Annotated in this window: 24 protein-coding genes; 8 read left to right on the top strand and 16 right to left on the bottom strand. The window is 55.5% G+C overall.

Going from position 1 to position 23,286, the window contains the following annotated elements:
* Positions 1-135: 135 nt before the first annotated feature.
* Together AC1DRN_RS16580 and AC1DRN_RS16575 are read left to right on the top strand one after the other, a co-directional pair.
* The gene (locus AC1DRN_RS16580; RefSeq protein ID WP_223460714.1) at positions 136-591 is read left to right on the top strand and encodes a YMGG-like glycine zipper-containing protein; all 456 of its coding nucleotides are present in this window, start codon (positions 136-138) and stop codon (positions 589-591) included.
* A 269-nt stretch (positions 592-860) separates the two neighbouring features.
* Positions 861-2,471, top strand: coding sequence for a mechanosensitive ion channel family protein (locus AC1DRN_RS16575; protein ID WP_223460711.1), 1,611 nt, complete (start codon positions 861-863; stop codon positions 2,469-2,471).
* Between the two features lie 72 nt (positions 2,472-2,543).
* On the opposite strand, the gene AC1DRN_RS16570 is transcribed toward AC1DRN_RS16575, so the two are convergent.
* From AC1DRN_RS16570 to AC1DRN_RS16530, 9 genes are all read right to left on the bottom strand, one after another.
* Entirely contained in the window at positions 2,544-3,044 is a 501-nt protein-coding gene (locus tag AC1DRN_RS16570; RefSeq protein ID WP_223460709.1) for an outer membrane beta-barrel protein, read from the bottom strand.
* Between the two features lie 70 nt (positions 3,045-3,114).
* Positions 3,115-4,710 (bottom strand): EAL domain-containing protein, encoded by a 1,596-nt coding sequence (locus AC1DRN_RS16565; protein WP_223460707.1) that lies wholly within the window; start codon positions 4,708-4,710, stop codon positions 3,115-3,117.
* A 235-nt stretch (positions 4,711-4,945) separates the two neighbouring features.
* Entirely contained in the window at positions 4,946-5,911 is a 966-nt protein-coding gene (locus tag AC1DRN_RS16560) for a helix-turn-helix domain-containing protein (protein ID WP_223460705.1), read from the bottom strand.
* A gap of 120 nt (positions 5,912-6,031) precedes the next feature.
* A complete protein-coding gene (locus tag AC1DRN_RS16555; protein WP_223460703.1) occupies positions 6,032-6,364 on the bottom strand; it encodes a hypothetical protein in 333 nt (110 codons plus the stop codon).
* A 178-nt stretch (positions 6,365-6,542) separates the two neighbouring features.
* Positions 6,543-6,833, bottom strand: a complete 291-nt coding sequence (locus AC1DRN_RS16550; protein ID WP_223460813.1) for a hypothetical protein — start codon at positions 6,831-6,833, stop codon at positions 6,543-6,545.
* A gap of 192 nt (positions 6,834-7,025) precedes the next feature.
* Positions 7,026-7,508 carry a hypothetical protein gene (locus tag AC1DRN_RS16545; RefSeq protein WP_223460702.1) on the bottom strand — a complete coding sequence of 161 codons (483 nt, stop codon included), beginning with the start codon at positions 7,506-7,508 and terminating at the stop codon, positions 7,026-7,028.
* On the bottom strand, positions 7,505-8,326 hold the full coding sequence (locus AC1DRN_RS16540) for a transcriptional regulator (RefSeq protein ID WP_223460700.1): 822 nt from the start codon (positions 8,324-8,326) through the stop codon (positions 7,505-7,507). Before AC1DRN_RS16540 ends, AC1DRN_RS16545 begins: the two co-directional genes overlap by 4 nt.
* Positions 8,327-9,016: 690 nt before the next feature.
* On the bottom strand, positions 9,017-9,514 hold the full coding sequence (locus tag AC1DRN_RS16535) for a YMGG-like glycine zipper-containing protein (protein ID WP_223460811.1): 498 nt from the start codon (positions 9,512-9,514) through the stop codon (positions 9,017-9,019).
* Positions 9,515-9,673: 159 nt separating this feature from the next.
* Entirely contained in the window at positions 9,674-10,354 is a 681-nt protein-coding gene (locus AC1DRN_RS16530) for a DUF3313 domain-containing protein (RefSeq protein WP_223460698.1), read from the bottom strand.
* A gap of 307 nt (positions 10,355-10,661) precedes the next feature.
* On the opposite strand from AC1DRN_RS16530, the gene AC1DRN_RS16525 reads away from it, so the two are divergent.
* Together AC1DRN_RS16525 and AC1DRN_RS16520 are read left to right on the top strand one after the other, a co-directional pair.
* Positions 10,662-11,462, top strand: a complete 801-nt coding sequence (locus AC1DRN_RS16525) for a transporter (protein ID WP_411740704.1) — start codon at positions 10,662-10,664, stop codon at positions 11,460-11,462.
* A gap of 34 nt (positions 11,463-11,496) precedes the next feature.
* Complete coding sequence (locus AC1DRN_RS16520) at positions 11,497-11,889, top strand: GFA family protein (RefSeq protein WP_223460694.1); 393 nt, start codon at positions 11,497-11,499, stop codon at positions 11,887-11,889.
* Positions 11,890-12,011: 122 nt separating this feature from the next.
* On the opposite strand, the gene AC1DRN_RS16515 is transcribed toward AC1DRN_RS16520, so the two are convergent.
* The 4 genes from AC1DRN_RS16515 to AC1DRN_RS16500 all read right to left on the bottom strand — a co-directional run bounded on the left by AC1DRN_RS16515 (position 12,012) and on the right by AC1DRN_RS16500 (position 15,116).
* Complete coding sequence (locus AC1DRN_RS16515) at positions 12,012-12,815, bottom strand: 2OG-Fe(II) oxygenase (protein ID WP_108215750.1); 804 nt, start codon at positions 12,813-12,815, stop codon at positions 12,012-12,014.
* Between the two features lie 83 nt (positions 12,816-12,898).
* Positions 12,899-13,708, bottom strand: a complete 810-nt coding sequence (locus tag AC1DRN_RS16510) for a glycosyltransferase (protein ID WP_223460692.1) — start codon at positions 13,706-13,708, stop codon at positions 12,899-12,901.
* 382 nt (positions 13,709-14,090) lie between these two features.
* The gene (locus tag AC1DRN_RS16505) at positions 14,091-14,576 is read right to left on the bottom strand and encodes an adenosine-specific kinase (protein ID WP_223460690.1); all 486 of its coding nucleotides are present in this window, start codon (positions 14,574-14,576) and stop codon (positions 14,091-14,093) included.
* A 57-nt stretch (positions 14,577-14,633) separates the two neighbouring features.
* Positions 14,634-15,116 (bottom strand): eCIS core domain-containing protein, encoded by a 483-nt coding sequence (locus tag AC1DRN_RS16500; RefSeq protein WP_317851121.1) that lies wholly within the window; start codon positions 15,114-15,116, stop codon positions 14,634-14,636.
* 312 nt (positions 15,117-15,428) lie between these two features.
* On the opposite strand from AC1DRN_RS16500, the gene AC1DRN_RS16495 reads away from it, so the two are divergent.
* Positions 15,429-15,899, top strand: a complete 471-nt coding sequence (locus AC1DRN_RS16495; RefSeq protein ID WP_223460688.1) for a metallophosphoesterase family protein — start codon at positions 15,429-15,431, stop codon at positions 15,897-15,899.
* A gap of 78 nt (positions 15,900-15,977) precedes the next feature.
* On the opposite strand, the gene AC1DRN_RS16490 is transcribed toward AC1DRN_RS16495, so the two are convergent.
* The 3 genes from AC1DRN_RS16490 to AC1DRN_RS16480 all read right to left on the bottom strand — a co-directional run bounded on the left by AC1DRN_RS16490 (position 15,978) and on the right by AC1DRN_RS16480 (position 18,979).
* Complete coding sequence (locus AC1DRN_RS16490) at positions 15,978-16,937, bottom strand: alpha/beta fold hydrolase (protein ID WP_223460686.1); 960 nt, start codon at positions 16,935-16,937, stop codon at positions 15,978-15,980.
* 16 nt (positions 16,938-16,953) lie between these two features.
* Positions 16,954-18,366 (bottom strand): NAD(P)/FAD-dependent oxidoreductase, encoded by a 1,413-nt coding sequence (locus AC1DRN_RS16485; protein ID WP_223460684.1) that lies wholly within the window; start codon positions 18,364-18,366, stop codon positions 16,954-16,956.
* A gap of 274 nt (positions 18,367-18,640) precedes the next feature.
* The gene (locus tag AC1DRN_RS16480; RefSeq protein ID WP_223460682.1) at positions 18,641-18,979 is read right to left on the bottom strand and encodes a hypothetical protein; all 339 of its coding nucleotides are present in this window, start codon (positions 18,977-18,979) and stop codon (positions 18,641-18,643) included.
* Between the two features lie 316 nt (positions 18,980-19,295).
* On the opposite strand from AC1DRN_RS16480, the gene AC1DRN_RS16475 reads away from it, so the two are divergent.
* From AC1DRN_RS16475 to AC1DRN_RS16465, 3 genes are read left to right on the top strand one after another with little or no spacing between them, the layout of a single operon-like run.
* The gene (locus AC1DRN_RS16475) at positions 19,296-20,768 is read left to right on the top strand and encodes a cytochrome c oxidase subunit II (RefSeq protein ID WP_223460680.1); all 1,473 of its coding nucleotides are present in this window, start codon (positions 19,296-19,298) and stop codon (positions 20,766-20,768) included.
* A gap of 49 nt (positions 20,769-20,817) precedes the next feature.
* The gene (ctaD, locus tag AC1DRN_RS16470) at positions 20,818-22,593 is read left to right on the top strand and encodes a cytochrome c oxidase subunit I (RefSeq protein WP_223460807.1); all 1,776 of its coding nucleotides are present in this window, start codon (positions 20,818-20,820) and stop codon (positions 22,591-22,593) included.
* Positions 22,590-23,282 (top strand): cytochrome c oxidase subunit 3, encoded by a 693-nt coding sequence (locus AC1DRN_RS16465; RefSeq protein ID WP_223460678.1) that lies wholly within the window; start codon positions 22,590-22,592, stop codon positions 23,280-23,282. Before ctaD ends, AC1DRN_RS16465 begins: the two co-directional genes overlap by 4 nt.
* Positions 23,283-23,286 lie beyond the last annotated feature (4 nt).

The raw sequence follows: 23,286 nt of genomic DNA, 5'->3' as shown, positions 1-23,286 counted from the left end.
AAGTCCTTCTCTGCGGGGCCGTTGAACTACACTTTTCAGTTGCTCCATCCGATCGGCAGGGCGACGCATGGCGTCGCTTGCCATCCGCCAGTCGCCCCAAGGCTTGCCCGTGTGGCAAGCCTGTCGGAGGTCATCATGAGAAGGTTTTCATCGCTTAGCCTGTGCCTTGCCTTGTCGGTTTTGAGTGCCCCGCTTTGGGCGCAATCGGTGGTGCCGATGAAAGGGCAAAGTTCGCAACAAACCCAGGCCGACATCAACGAATGCAACAGCATCGCCGCCAGCCAGAGTGCCTCGACGACTTCCACGCCTTCCGGCGGGAGGGTCAAGGGTGCCGCTGTGGGGGCTGCCGCCGGCGCGACGGCTGCCCAGGTGCGCGGCAATCGGCACGACGAGGCTTATGACCGCGTCGATAGTGATGTGCAACAGGAATACCGCCAGAACCGCGCCAAGGAAACCGCGGCCGCCGGCGTCGTGGTCGGCGGTTCGCGCCAGCGTCAGGAACGCCGGGCGGATGAGAAAACCACCCAGGCGAATACCGCGTCGGCCTACAGCAGTTGTTTGCAGGGCAAGGGTTATCAGGTCAACCCTTGAGCCAGGTACGGAACACACTGTGGGAGCGAGCTTGCTCGCGATGGCGCAGGATCAGTCGGCATAGATGTTTGATGTGCCGCCCTCATAGCGAGCAAGCTCGCTCCCACAGGTCCGGTCACGAGCACAATTTCCGGGGATTGAGCTCGCTGTTTCAAGGAAACAGACGGGTAAGGAAACTGCCTGTAGCTCTAATCTGACAACCGTTCATCGGTGAACTACGCTGCGATACGTACCCTCGATCTGAATTTCGTGACGTAAGGATCCGACACATGCGGAGCAGGCTGCTCGCTGTAATGTTTACTGTTTTCGGGATGTTTTGGTCGGTGCAACTGTGGGCCGAGGATGCACCGAAAGTGGTTGATGCTCCCGTTGAATTGAAAGTGGCCAACCGCAGCATCATGGTGTTTCGCGCGACCCTCCTCGGTGAAGCCCCGGCCTCGCGGGTCAAACGGGCGAAAGCGGTGATCGGTGAGGTGCTGGATGATACGGACGACCTCAATGTCACCATCGACCCGATCATGAAAAGCTACATGGTGCTGCTGGGAAGCCGGCGTGCCTTTATCGTTTCGCCCAAGGACTTCGACGAGACCGAATACGACTCGGTACAGCAGGCCGCCGAAGCCGCGGCTGACAAGCTGCGCCAGGTCGTGGCCGAAACCCGGGAAGCCCGCAGCCTGCAATTGATCCTGCGCTCCGTGGTCGCCGCGCTGCTCGCCACCGGCATTTACATTGCGCTGCTGTTCGGCATGTCGTACCTGCGGCGCAGAGTGCTGAAGACACTGCCCGAACTGATGCATCGGCACACCCAGGCCCTGAAAGTCGGACGGGTTCCTCTGGTCGACGCCAATTTCCTGTATCCGTTGGCCAGCCGCCTGCTGGCGCTGGTGCGCTGGATCGTCGTGATGCTGTTTACCTACGAATGGCTGGGCTTTGTCCTGTCACGCTTTCCCTATACCCGTCCCTGGGGCGAAAGCCTTAACAACTATCTGCTGGAGCTCGGCGGTTATCTGCTGCAGGGGATCGTCGGTGCCATACCCGGGCTGGGCGTGGCGCTGGCGATCTTCTTTATCGCCCGCGGCGCAACCGCGTTCATGCGGCGGATACTGCGGCGCATGGCTGTACCGGGAACCCTGAGCTGGTTGAACCATGAAACCCTGCAACCGACCCAACGCCTGACGTCCCTGGCGATCTGGCTGTTYGCCCTGGCCATGGCCTATCCGTACCTGCCGGGTGCCGGCACCGATGCATTCAAAGGGTTGTCGGTGTTGATCGGCCTGATGATTTCCCTGGGCGCCACCAGCGTGGTGGGCCAGGCGGCGGCGGGGTTGATCCTGACCTACACCCGAACCCTGCGTCCCGGCGAATTTGTGCGCATTGGCGACTACGAAGGCACGGTGACCGAACTGGGCATGTTCACCACCAGCATTCGCACCGGCCTGGGCGAGGTGCTGACCCTGCCCAACTCGATGATCACCGGCACCGTCACCAAGAACTACTCGCGGGTGGTACAAGGCCCCGGCTACGTGGTCGACACCGTCGTGACCATCGGCTACGACACGCCGTGGCGGCAGGTGGAGGCGATGCTGCTGGAGGCCGCAAAACGTACGCCAGGGGTACTCGAAGTACCGCCGGCCCAAGTGTTCCAGACGGCATTGTCGGACTTCTACCCGGAATACCGGCTGGTAGCCCAGGCCATTCCCAGTCAGCCCCGGCCGCGCGCCGTGCTGCTGAGCATGCTGCACGCCAACATCCAGGATGTGTTCAATGAGTACGGTGTGCAGATCATGTCGCCGCACTACCTGGGCGATCCGCAACAGGAGAAATGGGTGCCCAGGGACAAGTGGTACCCGGCCCCCGCGCAGGAATCGAAGGAATCCTGATTACACTTGAAAGGGCGTTCGCACCATGATCGAGTGTTGAGCGACCGGCAAGGCCGCTCGGTTGTAGCGGTGTTAAAAAAGCATATAGGCGGATGCGGTCGTCTGGTTCAGGTCGATCTCGCCGACCTCCAGCACTTCGTATTCAGCGCGCAGGCCGACGTTGCGAAAGACATCGACCTCCAGGCCGACACCGTAGGTCAGGTCAACCCCGGTATCGTCGTCGGTGGCATTGCCGTCGGCGTCCCAGGCGTGAGCACCGACACTGCCGAATACCCGCAGCCGATCGCCCAGGGGAAAGCCGACATGGGCGGCAGCCTGGGCCGATTTGCCTTCGAAATCGACATTCTTGTCCTTGAATTGACCCAGGTCGACGTAGGCCCCCTCGAAGGCCAGGTAGCTATTGACGCGATACCCTGCATAAACCTTGTAGCTGGTGTCGTCGTCGTCCAGTCTGGATTCGTCGGTCTGTATGCTGCTTACGCCAGCTCCAAGATATAAACCTTTGTCATCGGCGAGCGCCTGAAAAGACAGCAGCGATAGCAGTGAAGCGAAGCCAAGGTTTCGAAGTCGCATGTGTGGTGGAGTCCTTGTACAGGTTTGTCTGGTGTTAGGGTTCGGCGAGCATTTGAGTGGCCGAGAGGGGTTAATAGAAGTCATTGATTGATATTTTGGCGTCGTAAGGCGGGATGTTTGCCGGGCATTGAAAGTAGCGTCTTGCCAGTGCTTGAACAGGCAGCGCTTTGCAGAACAACCAGCCTTGCGCCAATACAACCCCCTCCGAAACCAGATGCGGCAGTTGCTCCTGAGTCTCCACACCTTCGGCCACGACCTTGAGCCTCAGCGACTTGGCCAACCGGGCAATATGGCGCCACAAGGCGTCCTTGGCCGCGATCTTGCCGTCTGCGATGAACGAGCGGTCTATTTTAAGAATGTCGAAAGGCACTGAATCCAGGAGCGAGAGGTTGCAATTGCCGGTGCCGAAGTCGTCCACGGCAATGCGGTGTCCGCACGCACGAAGCCGTCGCAATTGCAGGGCGGCAGGCTTCTGATCGAGCAGGGTCCTTTCGGTGATTTCAAAGGCCATGGCGGACACAGGCATGTTGTAGGTTGCCAGCACGCTGGCCACATAGTCTGGGAGGCTCGGGTCCTGAATATCCTGGGCGCAAAGATTGACCGTAATGTAGAAGTCCTTGCACGCCCAAAGGTAGGTGCTGTAATCCTCCGCGACTTGTCGAATCACCGAACGCGTAAGTTGGCGGATCAAGCCAGACTTCTCCGCCACCGGGATGAAAACATCCGCAGGCACCTGGGCGCCGTTGTCGTTCCAGTGGGAAAGTGATTCGGCGCCCACCAGATAGCCCGTCGTCAAATTGACGATAGGCTGGTAGTGAACACCCAGGGTGCTGGCTTTCAGGGCATTGCGAAGTCGTACGGCAGTAGAGGTGTAATGTCGTTGAATACACCTTGCGAGCAAAAGCAGTGCTGCGAACACGCACGTAAGGCCAATGAATAATTTGAATTTGAGACCTGTCAGGTAGCTCAACGGAAGAGAAATGACCGAGATCAGTTCATTTCGGTTGCCCGCAAAGGCGATGAGGACCTTGTCTGCCGAGATAACCAGTTCTTCAAGGTGGAAGGGCTTGCGCATCTTCAACGGCTGAGGCCCCGTGGAGGCAATGGGCGCTGCTCCGCCGGGGCCGATGAGGTCCAGTTGCAGGTCTTCGGGAAACTTCAAGTTGTCGAGCAGGATCTTCTTGTTTGCCCAGACGTAGGTTGACTGTTCCGACACAATGATGAAGTCGGTGTCCGCAGAAACTGCGTGACCAGAATCGACCCAATAGCTTCGCTTTCCAACGGAGAACTTGCGCTTCTCGTTATCGGCCAGTATCGACTGGAGTTCTTGTCCGTGGGAGGAACAGATCTTGCCATTGGGCAACTGAATTGCCGCTTGATCGACAAATCGCAGGTTTTTAATCAGGTCGGCCAGTTGTGAATATTGCTCGGCGGAGCATTCCTGGCCCGAACGATCGAGATCGCCGAGGGTTTCCAGTACTTTGTCGATCTGCGCATTGGGCTCCACTTGAGCAGCACGCAGATCGGCATATACGTTATTCAACTTCCGTGCAACGAATTGATCGGCCAGTCCTCCGGCACAGAGCCATGCGGCCCAGCACGTCGCAGCAATCAGGCATACAGTGACTGCGTGCCTTCCAGGTAACGCTTTATATGCGGCAATCATCGAAAAACCCCGAGGTATCAATATTTCACTTTGCACCCTGTAGTCGCGGATTAAAGGTCCTCAGTACCAGTCAATTACCCAGGCCAATAAGATGCCGCTGGCATAGACGGCAATGCACAGTGCGATTTTCTGCTTGAGTGGCAGTGTGTTTATTCGATGATGCATGCTTATCTCCTTGAGCGGGCAAATAAGCAATGGTGGGGCTCTGTGGTTAATCAAAGGAAATTATTAATCATCATTTGCAGGGCTTGGCTGAGTTGCGCCTGGCCGTTTCTGACGGAGTCTCCCCGTAAGCAATCTGATACGCCTTGGAAAACCGGCCCAGATGGTGAAAGTTCCAGAACATTGCGGTTTCTGTCACGGTGGGCCACGTTTTATTAATCAGGTCGCGGCGGGCACTGGCGAGTCTCAGGTTTCTGATGTAAGCGATTGGCGACATCCCGAACGTTTCAATAAAGCCAAAATGCAGGGTGCGCGTGGTGGTATCAAGTTGCCTTACGAGCGACTTTATAGTGAGCGTTTTTTTTGTGTTTTCATGGATGTACTGTATGGCTTCTATCGCCACCTTTCTTCTTGTCGGGACTTTGCGGCTGAAACCGCCAGCGGGTGTCAACGACTTCAATAGAGAAGCTAGCACTGCGCTTTCAATCGCTGAACCCTCTGCTGCGCTGCGTTGTGCTGAAGCAGCGTCGTTGATGTCGACACAGCAAGCGCTGATGGCTTGAACGGCAGATTGTATGAATTGAAAGTTTTCAGCCTGGAAACTGTGTTGTGTTCTGTTTGCAAGTATATCGATGACAGCGTGATGTTGACGGCACCGGTCATAGTTTTCCAGTGTTGTGGTTATGCTGAAAAGCGTTTCATTCGGCTCGCAAGTGTAATGCACCGATTCATCGCTGTGCAGTACGATGATTTCGTCAGGCCGTAGTTTGTGATTGTTTACGACGGGGCGACCAATCGGGGGCTGCGAGATGGCGAATGTAACGAATCCGGCAGGGACAGAACTGACCAGGGTGACGGATGAGTCGAACTCAAGGCGACTGCACTGCAGTTCGGGGCTGTGAAAGAGTTTATGTTGCCGAATGCGCGCCTCTTGCTCGGTTGGAATAAGGCTCATTTCCCATTTGCCTATTGTTCTATTCAGTTGGCTCGGCAAGGCAGAAGACAAATGAAAGATTTCGTCGGGCGGTGCGATACTCATGAAATTGAAGGCTCATCTGTTAAATGATTGGGGTCAAGCCTGACGGGCAGTCATGGAGAAGGTACGCGATTCGGCGTCCTTGCTGTCGGTGAGATCGCCCCATTGGCTTTGAGCGGATTGTCAGAGTCCCCGGATCAGTTCCAGTTCCGCCGAAAATGCGTACTTGCTGTCCAACGGTGAGTCGTCCATGTGTTGAACGTTGCGCGGGTCAATTTTCGAACTGAAGATCTGCAATTGGGGTTTCATCGGGTCAATGGCTGCAGCTGTAAAGGAGTAAAAATCGTCAATACGATAACCGTTTTTTACCTGATAGCTGTTTTTCACTGCACTTGGTACCTTCTTGTTGGTTTCGACACTCGTCAATTTGGCACTGTAGAGGCTCTTGTCGTCGGCCATGGCCTTGAGAGAAAGCAACAAACCAAACGACACGGTGACGAAGTTTTTCAGTAGCATCGAGGCGATTTCCTTATGAACAGTTTATTCAGGCAGAGCAGAATGTCAGCTGCATCTCTGCCGCGATCTGGCCTGAAAATAATCTCACCTCGATGGTGTCTGCCAAAGTCAATAACTCATATTTACGGGGTCGTCAGAAGAGGCCAGTCACCGCTTGCCCCTGCGAACACAACGCTCCTCAAAGTCGTATGAGCGAGTTGGCGTAGCTCATGCCGGTATCACTTTGTGGCGGGGCAGGGAGAGCAGAATCACTGTTCTGCTCGTCAGTATGATACTCATTCTCAGTTTGAATTTTCAGATGCGACAGTTTCTGGCTGTCATCCGGGCTTGTTTCAATTTCATAATATTCAATGGTCGTGTTTTCGACGGAGCGTTCGTCATGCGCGAACGAATAAAATGGCATGGCGGACAGAAAAAAGACCGACAGGAATCCGAAAGTCGTCGATTGATGAGTTCGCAGGAAATGCATGGCTTTCACTTGATTCTCCTGTATAGGGCATTGTCCCGGGCGAGAATCAAGCAGGCTCGATTCCAAGGATTATCGGCGAGGGATTTTTGGCAGGAGAGACGTTTGATTCAAATCAATAAGTATTATTTTTGTTTGGAAATTCTTTGATGTGAACCTTTGCCAAGTGGGCGTCGAGTCGCTGCGGGAGCCCGATTAATGGTTCATGCAGCGTAAACGGCCTAGTTCATGGATGTAAAAACACACGGCGTTTTTATCCTGGGTCGGGATCAACTCGTAGTTTAGAATGGCGCCTTCCTGCAACACATATTGGCGCCTGAAGAACAGGTCAGGAGTCTTTTCAATGGCAAAAAGTTCATTGTCCTGGCTGAGTTTGATATTGCTGACTTTTATCTCGACGTGTGTGTTGTTTTCTCCGATTATATTCGCCGAGATGGTCGCATTGCGGATTTTTCCATTCAGGCTTTCCAGCGTGGTCCCCGTGAGTCGACCATGCCCGATAGTGAGGTATTCTTCGGTGTTGAGTTGGTCGAGATCCTCCAGCCATTGTCGGGATTTTGTCTGGTAACTGGTGTTTTCCATGTAGTGCGAAGGTGAATAGACAAAAGAGAAAATGCACAGTGCATTGATCAAGCCTATCAGAGGCCAGTGAACGGCTTGCGGAATTCCGAACTTCATAAGGTGACTTCCAGACATTGACGAATCATCAAGGCGAGGTCTCTTTCGCTGCTGTTCAACTGCAGATTTGCAGTGCTTTGATCCTGGCGGATGCACGAAACGGAATAATTGGCTTTATACAGGTTGATCCAGACCTGGCCCTTCAGGTTTGGCGGTAGCTGTTCAGTTTGTTTGACCGACAGATCCATCAGCGCCTGAGCCTCGGCAAGATCGCTGCCCACGGCGTGTATGACCAGTCCATCCTTGTCGATACTGGAGATTTCAATTTTTGGCGCGTCGAAGTCGAACTGAAAGACAGTAAAGGCAACGACTGCCAGCGAAACGATATAAGCGATCAGCTGGGCTTTTGTAATGCGAGTGGATCTATTGGTTTTACCCGGGGGTGCAAGCAGTTCATCACTACCCGGGGGCGGTCGTTGTCCCGGGAGGGAGGCGGGTGGCTGCGCCGTTTCCTCTCGGGGTACTGGTACAGCCGCTTCTGCATCGACTACGCATTGCCGGTTGAAGCAATATCCTCGTCGAGGAACAGTCATCAGGATCTCGTGATCCCGACTGTCATTGAGAATATTGCGCAGCGAAAAAACCGTTTGATTCAAACTGCCGGAGGCAACCACGCGGTCATTCCAGGTGTAGTCGATGATTTCATCGCGGCTTTTAGTGACACCTGGCTCCATGAGCAGCAGGTCCAACAGACGCGACTCAGCTCTACCTAACGTGGAATTTTGTACATCTCCATGGGGTGTTGTAATGGAAAGCATGGCGCTATCCGGATCGAATACCGCCACGGCGCCATTTTTCAACTTGAAGGTGTAGCTCATATAAATCTTCCGTTCAGGCGGTGCTGGCCTGAGTATAGGGGCCGGATTTGGCTCGGTACATTCTGGTCTGGGAAGTGAACGAAGATGAGGGCCAGGCGGAAGGTGCACGGCGTGTCGCATTTACAATGCCGGACTGGCTCGTTTCAGAGGCGTGCCGTGCAGCAAACAGCCCGGTCTGTCAGAGGTATCAGTTCAATCATACAAGGGAAAAGCATTGCTGGATGACCCACGGTTTTTGATTTTGACACCGTGAATAATGCTTGGAATGGATTATCTGCGCTATCCGAAAACTGCAAGCTCGGGCAGGTGGGTTTACACGGAGCCAGGCCGGAATGAACTAACTTCGCTATTGCGACAGATTTCAATTGCAACCTGAACTATCAGGATACAAATCAATGATTGTGTTTTTGTGCGCTTGGCTCGTTGAAGACTATTTTTGATTCTTATTAGCTTTGAATCAGGGTCGCTACCGCTTTAAATGGATCTCGAGGAGCGTTGACACACATCGCGTTCATGGTTTGTTTGTCGCGATGTAAACGATCCTCACCTCTCGTTCTACAGCTTTGCCCCGCGTCCTTTCATGAAGGGGCCGGGGCCTTTTTTTGAGCGGACGAAGGCGGTCAGAAGCCAGGACGCGAGCAAAACGACAGGGACACCTACACAATCACTTCAGGCCATTGTCGTCGCCGATCAAGGCAAGACATCGTAACCACGTTGTTGCAGGCAGCTGCTGTAGACGGAGTTATTGGCGGTGAGGCTTTGTTCGCTCGCACTCAGATTCTGCCGACGCTCCTGGCGTTGCCTGGAGCCCCCTACGATGGCACCGGCAGCCGCGGCACTGTGTACGCGGTTCTGCCGATAGTCTTGCCTGGTATCGTCGTCGATCTGGTCATAGAGGTTTTCATGTTGGCGACCCCGAACTTCTGCCGCTGTCGCGCCGGCTACCGCGGCGGTTGCGGCGCCCTTGACCCGACCACCGGAGGGCACGGTGCTTTGCACCGGATGTTGCGCGTTGGCCTGGGATTGGCAGGCACTGGTGTCCTGCTGGATGGTCTGGGAGGTCTGGCCTTTGAGGGGTACCACCGTCGCCGCCTGGGCGCTGGTGCTCAAGAGCATCACAAGAATCGTCAAGGCACAGGTGCTCAGGAACACCATAAGGACCGCTAAGGTTTCAGCCAGTATTTTCATCATTGAGCCTCACGTCAGGCGTCGGCACGGCTAACGGTTTGTCAGAGGGAAAACGCGGCGGGGTGTCACATTGAAACCCCATGCCGGTCCGCTTGCCATGCCATCCAATGCCGGTGGACGGCAGGCATTTCCACGTTTGCGATGGGGTTTGCCTGAGCGTCAACGCTTGAGGAGGAGGGCCTGCATATCGTCTGTCATGCCTTTGAGTGCAACCTTGAAGTCATTGGCAACAATCGGCTGTTCGGCATTCTTGATGGTCTCGCCGAATACCTTGCGTACGATCTTCGCGACCGGCATACCGGTTTTTGCGTCGATCAGGTTGGCTTCGATGTACAACTCGGCAGTCTGATCCCTATGCCCGGTGGCTGCTTGTGTCGCCCCGACAATGGCCCCGATTGGAACGGCCTCATACCAGTGCATGCCTTCGTTGTTGGCGCTGACGTGAGTGATCGCCGCTTGCAGGATCAGCGACCGTGAATCGGTCGGTACCAACTGCGCATATGGGACGATCGTGTAGCGCTGGGCAAAGGCGGTCTTGACGCTATTGCTGGCCATCAATTGCAAGTCTTGCAGCGTCTTCAGGCTGACGCGCGCGGTCGGCTGCGGCGCTGGATACAGCTCCATCTGCCGGAACACCACAGTGGAGTACGCGCGAGGATCGAACCCCGGCGATACCCAGCGCAATACCTTCTGCTCACTTGGCGTAGTTTGCTCCTCCAGGCCCTGGTAATTGCCCAGGAAGCCCGAGTATTGCTCTTGCTGTGCCACTTTCGAGACACAGCCGACCTGAAATACACAGCTCAAAGCTATACCCGCAATCCATTTATTCGACATGCCCATGTGTTTGGTTCTCAAGTGATGAAAGTTGTCATTCGGGTTCCGACCTGGCTCCAGGCATTGGGCTGGGCGCCTCGTATTCGGGCACTGGTATTCGCCAGTCGGTTACGCAAAGCAGGTGCTTGCACGCCGGTCAATGCGGGCCGAATGCTGCCCGTAGCAGCGGGATAATCCGAATCAATAACTCTTAAAAACTGTTAAACGCACGACCAGGAAAGATTGCACATCGATCACAGTTGCCTACGCTAACCCTTTGCAACCCGGCTTTGGCGTCTACAGGTGAGTGAGCATGGATCGGAAAGAACGATGGATGGGCACCGCGTCGACACTCGTCGCTGTGTTGGGCTGCATCACGGTGGCTCAGGCTGACGATTCGGCAGAGTTGGCGAAGAAAGCCCTCAACCCGGTCGCGGCGATGTACAGCCTGCCGGTGCAGTACAACTGGGATCAGAAGATGGGGCCGACCGGGGAGGGTATGCACAGCGTCACCAATATCCAGCCTGTGCTGCCGTTTGCCTTGAACGAAGACTGGAACCTCATTTCCCGGACCATTCTGCCGATCATCGACCAGCACGGCCTGGCTCCCAATGGCGCGGCGGACAAGTCCGGCACAGGCGATATCACCCAGAGCTTTTTCTTCTCGCCGACCAAGCCCACGGACAGTGGCTGGATACTCGGCGGCGGCCCGGCGTTGTTGATACCGACCGGCAGTGACGAATTGCTCGGCAGCGAGCAATGGGGCCTGGGCCCGACGGCGGTGGCGTTGAAACAGTCCAATGGCTGGACCCGAGGCATTCTGGCCAACCATATCTGGGGCCTGGACGGCAGCCCGCCAGACGACAAGGAAAAGGTCAACCAGACCTTCCTGCAACCCTTCCTCTCGTACACCACTCATACGTACACGACCTACGGGGTGAACACCGAGTCGACCTACAATTGGCAATCGCGCGAATGGTCGGTACCGATCAACCTGACGGTCACCCAACTGCTGAGAATCGGCGGCCAGCCGCTGACGGTGCAGGCCGGCCCGCGCTACTGGCTCGACAGCCCGGAAGACGGCCCACAAGGCTGGGGCTTTCGCGCCGCCGTGACGTTCCTGTTTCCACGCTGATACGCCGTTTCGGACGGCCTGGAGGAGACACCGCATGGACCGATTCACCGGCGGTTGTCTGTGCGGCAAGGTGCGCCTTGTCGCATCGGGGCGCCCGTTCCGGGTTGGCGTTTGTCACTGCCTCGACTGCCGCAAGCATCACGGGGCGCTGTTTCATGCGTCCGCGATATTTCATCAGGATGCGGTGACGATCGAAGGCGAAACACGTGACTACGCCGGGCGGCATTTCTGTCCGCACTGCGGTTCGTCGGTGTTCTCGCGCAGCGCAGACGAAGTCGAGGTGAACCTCGGATCCCTGGATGCCCCTGACCAGTTGACCCCAACCTACGAGAGCTGGATCGTGCGGCGCGAGGCCTGGTTGCCGGCGTTTGCGCTCACCCGACACTACGAGCGCGATCGAGATGCCACGGGGCGTTTTGAGGACTAGCGGCTATAATCTTTGGCGCCCCATGGGCCATTTGATCGACGCTGTAACTGAGCCTGGGGGCATATCCTGATTGGCAAGCTAACGCTCAAAAAAGCACGAACTCGATCGTCTGGCGATACCGTTTAGTTTTTCTTCTTGATGAGTTTATTCATGTAGTACTTTAGGCTAAAACGATCTTTTGGCCTTGGTTTGTAGTGGGTTTTGTTTCTTTGTGCAGGATCGATCACCATGGTTCCTGCGGTGTAGTAATAAAGTGCGATAGACCTGCGGGTGATGTGTTCTGGAGTCGTCAAAGGCTCTGGGTGCCCATGATTACTGTCTTTGTCCGTATTGAAAATGACACATCGATTGTAAATCGGCAGGATTTTTTTAAGGCAGGTCTTCATGTCGACATCCCAAAGTTCCAGGTTGCCGCCGTATTCCTCTCGCCAGTCTTCAGTCAGATAAATTATGATATTCAGTCGGCGCTCAACATTAAGCTTTTTGTTGAGCCTGAAGTCCGAGTGCACCCCCAGGAAACCACCGCTTTTGGTTTCATGCAGGCCGCCACCGACAAAGTAGGGGTCGGGTATCAAACCTTCGATGCCGGTGAGCTTTTCAAGAAATTGCAACATGGGGGCCGAGTTAAAGATGTTGAAAACAGCCTTCAAATGGGGCGCGCATTCGTTGGGACTGATTTGACGTTTTCGTTGACCTTTATAGCCTCGCTCGTAGAGCATTTCGTTATTGGTTGGCTCGGTTGGGAAGTGCGAGCAGATACTTGCAATCAGGTCTTCGTGCAAGAAGTTGTCGATGACTATGTGCGGAAATGGCGTAGCCTGAGTATAGCGACTGGTCAATGACTCACCAAAGGCGCTGGCGGCGTTTTGGTCGAAATCAAGCTCCGGGGACAGGGTGATAGGTAGTGCTTGAGTGATGGGTGCCATTACCGCTCCAATAACTTAATATAAAAACTTATAGGTGACGTCAAGCAGCGTTGAGCGCACGGCTCGTTGCGTCTATTCGTAACTTAGCTTTTTTTGTCGTCCTTGTTCAGACGCTTAAGGATGTTGTTGTACATTTTGGTTCGTCTATGAGTCTTGTCATAGCCACCAGCCGCTGCGACAGTGCCGGCCTGAATGTGATCCAGATAACTGAAGATTTTACGCGGCGATAACATTTCAACGACATAGCCAAGCTCGGTCATGCGGTCCTGGAGTGTATAGCCTGGTACACGGTCATCCATCGAAAAATGCAAGTTGTGCTGTTTGATGAGTTTGCAGTTCCACAAGGTGCAGAAACTTTTCAAGTAGACTTCTTTGTACGGTTTTGGTTCTCTGGAACGCAATCCCATCGAGATTTTCAGGCGCCTGAAATGATGTTTGAATAGTCGCGAGCTAAAGCGCCAAAAAGTTCTGGTGGTGCCGCGGTTTAATTGCTCAACACAACCGACGGCAACGACGTTCGGGTTTTTTAAGCATTTATTCATCATCATCGGAAAAACATTTTTATCGAAAACAAACGTATCAGTGTGCATCAAGAATAAATAATCGGTTTCAATCCGCTCCAGCACCAGGTCAAGTGCCTTGCCATGCGCGATGTGGCCTGGTTCTGGTTCGGTTACAGAACGCTCGATTAAATTGATCCAGTCAAGCGTTCGTAAATACTCAGTGCTTTCATCGGCGGAGTAGTTGTCAACTACCCATATTGGGACGCCTTTGGTGCCCACATGCTGGTGCAATAAGTCCAGGCATATCTTGGTGATTTCCGGTGTTTTGTAATTCACTATGACGATGCTGAAAGCTTTAGAGCTTTCGGGCGGAGAATCAGGGTTGTTCATTGTTCAGGTGCTCAATGGTATTGTATTTAGTTGTAGAAGTAGTTGAATCTGCATGCAGATTCTGCTTGTTTTTCTACGCAAAATTTTCGTGGCTATAGAGCACATTTTGTTGGATCGCTTTGTTATGCATAACAACCATAGCTTACTCAGGCCTGATGGAGCGCAGTAGAGTGGACTTCATCGTATAAGGATCTGCTCTATAGGTAAATATCCGTGACTTGATTCGTTGAATCAGGAGGCTGCTCAGGCGAGCGTCTGCCCGGGAGCAACGTGCACGCACGAAGCCTGATATGGCGTAAAGCCAGTGACACAACAGCCCGCCATCCACTGAGAGGGTGGCGGGCTGTTGTTCAGCGTTTCAGTGGGGGCTATTGAATTCAGCTCACAGTTTGTAGCCAATCTGCCGCAACAGGTTCTTGCGCCACTGGATGTCTTCATCGCCTTCAATGTCATTGGCACGCAAGCCATCCACTACGCCCAGGATTGCTCGCCCTTGTTCCGTCTCGGCGAGAATCACTTCGGTTGGATTGGCTGTTGCACAAAAAATACGACATACCTCTGGAACCATTTTGATGGTGTTCAACACGTTCAGCGGATAGAAGCCATCGCCCAGGAAAATGATGAAGCTATGGCCTGCGCCGATGGCTTTCGCATTCTTCTGTGCAAGTTCAATCATTGAGGTATCGGTGCCAGACCATCGCACCAGGCACTTGCCAGAGGCTTCACAAAAGGCCACGCCAAACTGGATACCTGGCACGGCATTAACCAGCGCTTCGTGGATGTCCTCGACGGACTTGATGAAGTGAGTCTGACCCAAAATGAAATTCGTCATATCCGGTTTATCGATTTTCAACGTGATGAGTTGCATCTCAAACGCCTCCTTTCACGATGTTGCTACCAGAGTCTGTCAACAAACCAAGCATAGCTACTCATGGGTTATCGCTGCTTCCACTGAAGGAACTCGAGGAGACCCTGGCTGGGCCACGCTGGCCCTCAGCGCTCTGGCTACCTGGGTCTGGATCGCGTAGGCAGGCGTTTCAACGGCTGAGTAATCACGGGTATAGCGAGTGGCGAACTCGCTGACGCCCCATTGCTGGTACTGCTGCACGTGCTTCAGTTCGTGCGCCCACAGCGCGACATTGTTCAGTGCATCATCGGGACTGCGAAAGACGATGATGTCGACAAGGGTGACTGCATTGACATCGGGATTCTGCAGCATGGTGTTTGCGGCGTTCAATTCCGCATCGTCGCCAACCTTGTAGCGAGCCGAATCGAGCACTCCAATGTCATAGTAGGGTTCGAGCTGGGCCCGGATATTCAGCGGGACTGGCCGGATATCACCCGTTGCCAGGGTATTGCGCGATTGCACGATCCAGCTCTGTAAACCGGCGGCCGCTATCTGGTTCATGTTATCGAAGATCTCCCCAACGTCCCCTTTGGAGCCTGGAGCACAAAAACAAGCGCCCACGCAGACCTGGTACTGTCCTTGCGGGCAGGCGAAAGCAGAGGACGAAGTACCAACGCAGAAAAGCGCTATCGCCAAGCGGACAAGTTGGCGCATAAAGGCAGGTGACAATTGGTTCTCCCAGAGGCAATGGCGGTCGGCAGGCGATGATTCGGGCAGGTTGTCCTGCCACGTGTTGGACCGCACTGGGTGCCGTTCGATTCCCTGGGGTCCACATAATATTCAGGCCATTGCCCATATCGTTCTGGAGCTTGCATGAAAGTTGGCGTGATTTCCGATACCCACGGCTTGCTCCGTCCCGAAGCGCTTGCCGCCCTGGCGGGGTGCGAGCAGATCATTCATGCCGGCGACATCGGTAGCCCGGAAATTCTTCACCGACTGGCGTCTATCGCTGCGCTGCACGTCGTGCGCGGGAACAATGATCAAAACCAGGCATGGGCAGGAAATCTCCCTGATTTTCTGCGATTGGACCTCAACGGTTGGCAGACGCTGTTGGTGCATGACATTGCCGATGTTCCGGTCGATCTGGACCCAGGCATAAAGCTGGTGATCACCGGCCACTCCCACAAGCCACGCATGGAATGGCGTGAGGAGCGATTGTTTGTCAATCCTGGCAGCGCGGGGCGACGACGCTTCAAGCTGCCTGTCACGCTGGCCCTGCTCGAAGTAACGGCGACTTCGATTGAGCCTCGGTTGCTAGACCTGTTGGAGCAGCCCCCGGATTGATTGAACCCTTGACGATTTGAAACAGCAATATTCAGAAAATACAAATGAGAATATGTATTAAATGCTGGTGATACGTCATCAGAGTTCTTTCAGGAAGCCCAGTAGCAGTTCATTGACCTCTGTCGCGCGCTCTCGCTGTATCCAGTGGCCGGCATCTTCGAGGATATGACTCCCACGCAGGCCCGGCAGTGTCTGCGCGAAAGCTTCGATCTGCTGCGGAGCGCCCGGAAACTTCAGCACGGCGTCGCGGCTCCCGGCAATGAACATCGAGGGCTGGCGGATAATGCAACCGCGCCAGGGTGCCAGCAGTGCCCATGAGCGAGTCATGTTGCGGTACCAGTTCAAGCCGCCGCGAAATCCGCTGCGGGTGAATTCGCCGGTGTAGTAGGCAATATCCGCAAGGCTTAGCCAGGCTGGCAGGGTTTCTGGCTCGATCATCCCCCCCAGGAAACCCTGGCCTGGCTGCAGCCGGCCGAACACCGGCCCATCGGGCCCGTCACCCGAACCACTGAAGTAGATACGCCGGATCGACGACTCGACATCGCTTTCCAGCTCGGCCTCGGCCACACCCGGCGTCTGGAAGTACTGGATATAAAAGTCGCTGATACCCCGCGAGGCAAGCGCGCTCAGGAGCTCCACGCGACCCGGTGGCGAGAAGGGCACGCTCATGCCGATCACTGCGCGGAACAGATCGGGTCGCATCATTGCTGCGCTCCATGCCACCAGCGCGCCCCAGTCATGACCGACGATCACGGCTTGTTGTTCGCCGAGTGCGTTGACCAACTCCACCATGTCGCCTACCAGGTGGAGCGTGGTGTAGGCGTCGGGTTCGGCCGGCGCATCGGTGCCGCCATAGCCACGCATGTCGGGCGCGACCGCTCTATAGCCAGCGCTCGCCAACGCCGCAAGCTGGTTGCGCCACGAGTACCACAGCTCCGGGAAACCGTGGCATAGCAAGACCAACGGGCCGCAACCTTGCGTTGCTACCTGCATGCGGATGCCATTGATGTCGAGTATTTCGAGGTGTGGCTCGTTCATGTGCGCTTCCTGCCATTCAAGCGATGGACTCCAGCAACCGCGGCAGATTCGCCTGAGCCTTCTGCCGGCTGACAGAGAGCCGATACAGTTGTGCCATTTTCTCGGTGTCGGTTTCTTGCAGGCCCCTGAGCACCGCCGTCAGAAAGAATAAGCGCGACTGCCTGATCCAGCGCGACAGGCCTTCATGCTCTGCCCAGCGTAGTTGGTTACCCAGGTACACCGCCCACATTCTGATCCAGTCCGTGGGGACGTGAGGCGGGGGCACCATCGTGCAAAGCGCGTTCATTTGCGCTTGATCGGTCAGGTGGCTTTCCACATAAGCGATCAGGGCCGCGCTGAACACGGGTTGGCAACTGCTGACCATCAACAGGTTGATCCTGGCGCCGTCGAACACCTTCATTTCAGGCAGTGACGGGATGGCACTGGCGCTGCAATCAATGTGCAGAGTATCCGGGCTCGTGGCGATGCTGCCCCGGTCGAGCACGATGCGCGCTGGCTCGATAGCTCGCACCCTGCCCAGGCGCACAATGTTGCCGATGCGTCGAAGCTCGCGTAATTCCGCTTGTGTGACGGTGGCGCAGCGGTAAGCAGTGGGTTCGACGGACTTATCCAGGCGCAGGAGCTGGCCAGCCGCCTCAAGTCTTGCGAACAGGTCCGGGATCGAGCCTGCGGCTGCGATGGCCTCGAATTGTGCCATGAGGCCGCCGACTGTTCGTTCGAAGCTGTCGGGGCCGGGTTGCAGGTTGGCCCGGTCGATCAACCACGGATCGTTCGGCATGATCCAGCAGATTTTTGCGGGCGCAACACCGTTTTGCAGACACCACAGGCACGCGTCGATCCCGGTCTTGCCCGACCCCACCACTACGTAGCCAGAGTGGGGGTGCCGGATCTTCGGCAGGTCGTTCAGTGGCACGCATTGTACGCCGGCCTCCACCCTGTACCTGGGCGGGTGGGTCGAGGGAACTGCCGTCTGGGCATGGGTGGCGTCTACCACCTTTTTGTGCACCCGGACCTGATGGTTTACGCCGCTGACCTGCGAGGTAAACCGGTGGTCGTCAATGCGGTCGCCGGTGTAGTTGCACATGGGGAAGTAACGGACTTGACCTGACGGCAGAAACTGCTGATTCATCACCTGGTCGAAGTAGCTCACCACCTCGGCGCCGGAGGCCAGCTCATACAAGCCCTCGTTGAGTGCCGCCTGGTCTTTCGTTCCGCTGCCCAGTTCCCGTGAGTTGACGCCATAGAAGGCCGAGGGCTGGTGCAATCGTACGAACGGGTAGGCGTCATTCCAGTGCCCGCCAGGTCGGTCGTGTCGATCCACCATTATCATGCGTGCATTCGTTTCCTTGAGTAGCGTATCGACGAAAGCCATGGCCGTCGCGCCAGCACCGATGATCAGGTAGTCGGTTTCGATCAGGTTTGCGTCCATATGCTTTCGCCTTTCTGAAGGTTCCCCCCTCAACTTCAGAAGATTAGCCACCTGTACCGAGCCCAATAGAACGAATGCTCCTCACACAAATAACCGATGGAATTAATGGTTGGAGTGTGGGTTGCGACTCTCCAGTCGATGCAATACCTGACGTTCTGGCGTATGCACGTAGTGGCTCGACACTCGCGCATTCAAACGCCAGTTCGGTACCTCCCAAGGCGCCTGGTGCAGACAATCAGCAAGCAAAAGTCCGGTGCCGGGAATCACCCGGCCGTTACTCAATAAGCTGATCGATCAACACCGCGTTGGTATAGATCAAGCTGCCGTCGCTCGCACGGTGCCCGACCAGATGAAACTGACCGCGTTCGTCGTGCAGATAGACTCGCATTTGACAGTCGGACAAGGGGGCGTATCCCTCCGGCATGATCAACTCCATCGAGTCCATATCGACATCGACCATGGACTCACGCTCGTGGGAATTCTGCAAGCGCTCTTCGGCCTCCTCCAGACGGACATGCAGAGGGCCGTCGACGTAAAAATGGATCTCACCGATCGGGATGGACTTCTGGTCGGGGCTGGGCTTGCACCAGCCTTCGATCGTCAGGGCACTCATGACGAAACCTCCCATGTGGTTTGCTGAACGCTGTAGCTATCGTCTCTGCTCAAGGTCATCACTTACGTTTGATGACTACACAAGGGCAGGGTTCATCCTTTGGGGCCGCTTGCGGTCGCACTCTGCCGTTCGTCATCAGAAATCAAGTATAGCTGGCAACCGGAACTTCCTTGTCAGCCTCACGGTACAAGCCGATGGCTCTATACTTCTCACTGACTTTACCCGCCCGGCTGGGTGGTATTTGTCTGCCCTGCCTGGACGTAAGTGGCGATGCTGTTGCATAACCAATGAACAACAGGAATAGGATGAAGAGGAAATGGCAATAGCAATTGTCCTGATACTAATCGTTATTGCATCAGTGCTATTCAACATACTAGCGCCCTGGCAGGCGACACCGGCAGCTTCCAACTGGGGCTCTATAGACACCACCCTGTTCATCACCCTGGTCATTAGCGGAATATTTTTCATTGCCATCACGGTATTCATGGCGATAGCGGTGATGCGCTTTCGTCACAAGAAGGGGTCTCGGGCGGCCTATCAGCCAGAAAATAAAAAGCTGGAGTTATGGTTGATTATCGTTACCTCGCTAGGGATTGCCGGGATGTTGGCGCCTGGTCTGGTTGTTTATAACGATTTCATCCGGGTGCCGAACAATGCTTACGAACTTGAAGTGGTCGCCCAGCAGTGGCAGTGGGCCTTTCGTTTTCCCGGCCAGGACGGGAAGTTGGGCAAGTCGGATATCAAGTTTGTTGATTCCGCCAATCCCCTCGGCGTTGATCCCAAGGATCCTGCAGGGCAGGACGATGTGCTGGTAATGAATAATGAAGTTCGCCTTCCGCTCGATCGGCCGGTGAAAGTCTTGCTGCGCGCTAAAGATGTCCTGCACGATTTCTATGTACCGCAAATTCGCAGCAAGATGGATATGGTGCCTGGGATGGTGTCGTACTTTTGGTTTACGCCGACTAAAACCGGAAAATACGAAGTCCTTTGCGCTGAATATTGTGGCGTAGGTCATTACAACATGCGTGGCCATATGATCGTGGAGGAACAGGCCGTCTTCGATCAATGGCTAAAAGGCCAACCGACTTTTGCGCAGACATTGACGACGGCGGCCAGGCCCAGTCGGGACAGCGTGCTGGAAAAAGGCCGCCAGTTGGTCGAACAACATGGCTGCAAGGCCTGTCATAGCCAGGATGGCAGTGCCAGTCTCGGCCCGGGATGGAAGGATTTGTACGGCCGCACTGAACAGCTTGCCGATGGCTCCCGTGTGCAGGTCGACGAGGCCTACCTGAAAGAGTCGATTCTCGATCCAAAGGCCCGCCTGGTACAGGGCTACCCGCCAGTGATGGTGGCCTATACTCTCAATGACGATGAACTGGGTGCTGTCATCGCACTGATCAAATCACTGAGTGCTGCGGGGCAAGGCGCTGAACCTTCGACTGGCGAAGCGTCGAGCCCGGGTGAAGACCTGGTGGCGCAGGGGCAGCGACTGGCCGGGTCGCTCGGCTGTCTGGCCTGCCACAGTGTCGATGGCAACAAGGGCGTCGGTCCCAGCTGGCAGGGCCTGTATGGCAAGACCGAAACCCTTGCCGACGATACGAGCGTGAAGGTCGATGAGGGCTATCTCAAAGATTCGGTTCTTCATCCCAATGCCAAAATCGTCAAGGGCTATGCAGCCGTGATGCCGGCCCTGGCGCCGAGTGACAAGGAGCTGGATGCACTGATCGCTTTTATCAAATCCAAAGCGAATACTGATGCTGATGCGAGCAAGGCGCAGCCAGGGAAGTAGCCGTAAAGCAGCCAGAAATACACTGAAACTTCGGCAGGAGGATGACGTGATGGCCTATGCGGAGCAAGCCGAGACAGAAGCATTGCACGAGCCCAAGAGTTTCCTGACCAAATACATCTGGAGTCAGGACCACAAGGTCATAGCCATTCAATATTCCTTGACGGCTTTGTTCGTGGGGCTTATCGCTTTGGTGTTGTCCGACTTGATGCGCCTGCAGATAGGTTTCCCCGGCAGTTTGGCGTTCATGGACGCCAGTACTTATTATCAGGCGATGACCATGCACGGCATGATCATGGTCATTTACTTGCTGACGGCCTTGTTTCTGGGGGGCTTCGGCAACTATCTGATCCCACTGATGGTGGGTTCCCGCGACATGGTCTTCCCTTATGTCAACATGCTGAGTTACTGGACCTACCTGCTGGCGGTACTGGTGTTGCTCGCCGGTTTCTTTGTGCCTGGCGGCCCCACGGGGTCAGGCTGGACGCTCTATCCGCCGCAGTCCATTACTCAGGGGACACCGGGAGTGGAGTGGGGCATCGTACTGATGCTCGTCTCACTGGCGATTTTTATTGTCGCAACCACCATGGGCGGCTTGAACTACGTCACCACGGTATTGCAGGCGCGCACGCATGGCATGACATTGTTTCGCATGCCGCTCTCGGTATGGGGAATCTTCATGGCCTCGATCATGGCCTTGCTGGCCTTCCCGGCGTTGTTTGTCAGCGCGATCATGATGCTGTTCGACAAGCTATTGGGTACCAGCTTCTTTATGCCGGCGATGGTCTCGCTGGGGCAGCAGCTCGGTCATCAGGGTGGCAGCCCGATATTGTTCCAGCACCTGTTCTGGTTCTTCGGCCACCCGGAGGTCTACATCGTTGCTCTCCCTGCATTTGGCCTGGTCTCCGACTTGATCAGCACCCATGCGCGTAAAAATATCTTCGGCTACCGAATGATGGTGTGGGCCATTATCGCGATTGGCGTACTCAGTTTTGTGGTCTGGGCACACCATATGTATGTCAGCGGAATGAACCCGTACTTTGGCTTTTTTTTCGCCGTCACCACTTTGATCATCGCGGTGCCGACCGCGCTGAAAGTCTATAACTGGATATTGACCCTGTGGCGCGGCGACATCCATCTGACCGTGCCGATGCTGTTTGCCCTGGCCTTTATCGTCACCTTCCTGGTCGGCGGTCTGACCGGGTTGTTTCTGGGCAATGTGATCGTGGATATACCGCTCTCGGACACTTATTTCGTCGTGGCCCACTTTCATATGGTCATGGGGGTCGCACCGGTACTGGTGGTATTCGGCGGCATTTATCACTGGTTTCCGAAAGTGACCGGGCGCATGACGAACGATACCCTGGGCAAGCTGCATTTCTGGATTACCTTTGTGGGCACCTACGCCATCTTCTTCCCCATGCACTACCTGGGTTTCCAGGGCATGCCACGCCGCTACTACGCCTATGAAAACTACGCGTTCATCCCGCAGTCCGCGCAAGAGTTGAATGTTTTCATTACGGTGGTCGCATTGACTGTCGGGGTTTCCCAATTGCTGTTCCTGTTCAACCTGGCCTGGAGTGTGTTCAAAGGCAAGCCCGCAGGCAGTAATCCCTGGGGCGCGGCCAGCCTGGAATGGCAAACGCCGGACACTCCGCCGAAACACGGTAACTGGGGAGAGAAATTGCCGGTCGTGCATCGCTGGGCCTATGACTACAGCGTGCCGGGGATAGAACAGGATTTTGTGCCGCAAACGGTTTCCGCCGAGGAGCTGGAGCACATGCGGCAACTCAGTGCCGGAACTAAAATCGCGGACGCCAAGACATGAACAGGCTGCTATTGAGAAACGCCGGCGGCGCTGATCCCGGCGGCAGTTGGAGTCACGACCCTGGGGGTATTCAGGCCGCCGAGGGGGCCGATCGAAGCCAAACCGCAAGAGTAGGCCTGCGCCTGTTTCTGGTGGTGGTGAGTTCGTTATTCTTCCTCTTCCTGATCGCCTTTGTCGCCCGTTCACAAATGGCCGACTGGGAACCCCTGACAGAGCCTTTGGCGCCGTTAGGCAATCTCCGGCCGCTCTGGCTGAACTCGGCTTTTCTGGTACTCAGTTGCATCGCACTGCAGTGGTCGCGCATGGCCGCCCGACAGGCTCGACCGGGCGCAACCATGATTGGTTTTGCATTGGGGGGCGTCTTTGCCATTGCCTTTCTGGCGGGGCAACTCTGGGTCTGGCAGCAGTTTGTCGCCTGGGGCTACTTTGTCGCCAGCAATCCGGCCAACAGTTTCTTCTATCTGTTGACCGGCCTGCATGGGCTCCACCTGCTGGGCGGGCTGATCGCCTGGTGCTGGATCCTCGCCAAATTTCTGCGTCATGTGCCATTGGCGCAACTTGGCGCCAGCGTCGAGCTCTGCGCCATCTATTGGCATTACTTGCTGGGCCTTTGGTTCGTGCTTTTCGCGCTGCTGGCCAGCACGCCGCAAACCTATGAAGCCATCGCCAGATTCTGCGGCCTGAGGTGAAAAG

Source organism: Pseudomonas sp. P5_B3, assembly GCF_056400405.1.
This window is presented reverse-complemented; position numbering and strand designations above follow the sequence as displayed.

Coding starts and splice junctions, on each gene's coding strand:
- AC1DRN_RS16580 (WP_223460714.1), top strand. CDS start 136: ATGAGAAGGTTTTCATCGCTTAGCCTGTGCCTTGCCTTGTCGGTTTTG.
- AC1DRN_RS16570 (WP_223460709.1), bottom strand. CDS start 3,044: ATGCGACTTCGAAACCTTGGCTTCGCTTCACTGCTATCGCTGCTGTCT.
- AC1DRN_RS16565 (WP_223460707.1), bottom strand. CDS start 4,710: ATGATTGCCGCATATAAAGCGTTACCTGGAAGGCACGCAGTCACTGTA.
- AC1DRN_RS16560 (WP_223460705.1), bottom strand. CDS start 5,911: ATGAGTATCGCACCGCCCGACGAAATCTTTCATTTGTCTTCTGCCTTG.
- AC1DRN_RS16555 (WP_223460703.1), bottom strand. CDS start 6,364: ATGCTACTGAAAAACTTCGTCACCGTGTCGTTTGGTTTGTTGCTTTCT.
- AC1DRN_RS16550 (WP_223460813.1), bottom strand. CDS start 6,833: ATGCATTTCCTGCGAACTCATCAATCGACGACTTTCGGATTCCTGTCG.
- AC1DRN_RS16545 (WP_223460702.1), bottom strand. CDS start 7,508: ATGAAGTTCGGAATTCCGCAAGCCGTTCACTGGCCTCTGATAGGCTTG.
- AC1DRN_RS16540 (WP_223460700.1), bottom strand. CDS start 8,326: ATGAGCTACACCTTCAAGTTGAAAAATGGCGCCGTGGCGGTATTCGAT.
- AC1DRN_RS16535 (WP_223460811.1), bottom strand. CDS start 9,514: ATGAAAATACTGGCTGAAACCTTAGCGGTCCTTATGGTGTTCCTGAGC.
- AC1DRN_RS16530 (WP_223460698.1), bottom strand. CDS start 10,354: ATGGGCATGTCGAATAAATGGATTGCGGGTATAGCTTTGAGCTGTGTA.
- AC1DRN_RS16525 (WP_411740704.1), top strand. CDS start 10,662: ATGGGCACCGCGTCGACACTCGTCGCTGTGTTGGGCTGCATCACGGTG.
- AC1DRN_RS16520 (WP_223460694.1), top strand. CDS start 11,497: ATGGACCGATTCACCGGCGGTTGTCTGTGCGGCAAGGTGCGCCTTGTC.
- AC1DRN_RS16515 (WP_108215750.1), bottom strand. CDS start 12,815: ATGGCACCCATCACTCAAGCACTACCTATCACCCTGTCCCCGGAGCTT.
- AC1DRN_RS16510 (WP_223460692.1), bottom strand. CDS start 13,708: ATGAACAACCCTGATTCTCCGCCCGAAAGCTCTAAAGCTTTCAGCATC.
- AC1DRN_RS16505 (WP_223460690.1), bottom strand. CDS start 14,576: ATGCAACTCATCACGTTGAAAATCGATAAACCGGATATGACGAATTTC.
- AC1DRN_RS16500 (WP_317851121.1), bottom strand. CDS start 15,116: ATGAACCAGATAGCGGCCGCCGGTTTACAGAGCTGGATCGTGCAATCG.
- AC1DRN_RS16495 (WP_223460688.1), top strand. CDS start 15,429: ATGAAAGTTGGCGTGATTTCCGATACCCACGGCTTGCTCCGTCCCGAA.
- AC1DRN_RS16490 (WP_223460686.1), bottom strand. CDS start 16,937: ATGAACGAGCCACACCTCGAAATACTCGACATCAATGGCATCCGCATG.
- AC1DRN_RS16485 (WP_223460684.1), bottom strand. CDS start 18,366: ATGGACGCAAACCTGATCGAAACCGACTACCTGATCATCGGTGCTGGC.
- AC1DRN_RS16480 (WP_223460682.1), bottom strand. CDS start 18,979: ATGAGTGCCCTGACGATCGAAGGCTGGTGCAAGCCCAGCCCCGACCAG.
- AC1DRN_RS16475 (WP_223460680.1), top strand. CDS start 19,296: ATGGCAATAGCAATTGTCCTGATACTAATCGTTATTGCATCAGTGCTA.
- ctaD (WP_223460807.1), top strand. CDS start 20,818: ATGGCCTATGCGGAGCAAGCCGAGACAGAAGCATTGCACGAGCCCAAG.
- AC1DRN_RS16465 (WP_223460678.1), top strand. CDS start 22,590: ATGAACAGGCTGCTATTGAGAAACGCCGGCGGCGCTGATCCCGGCGGC.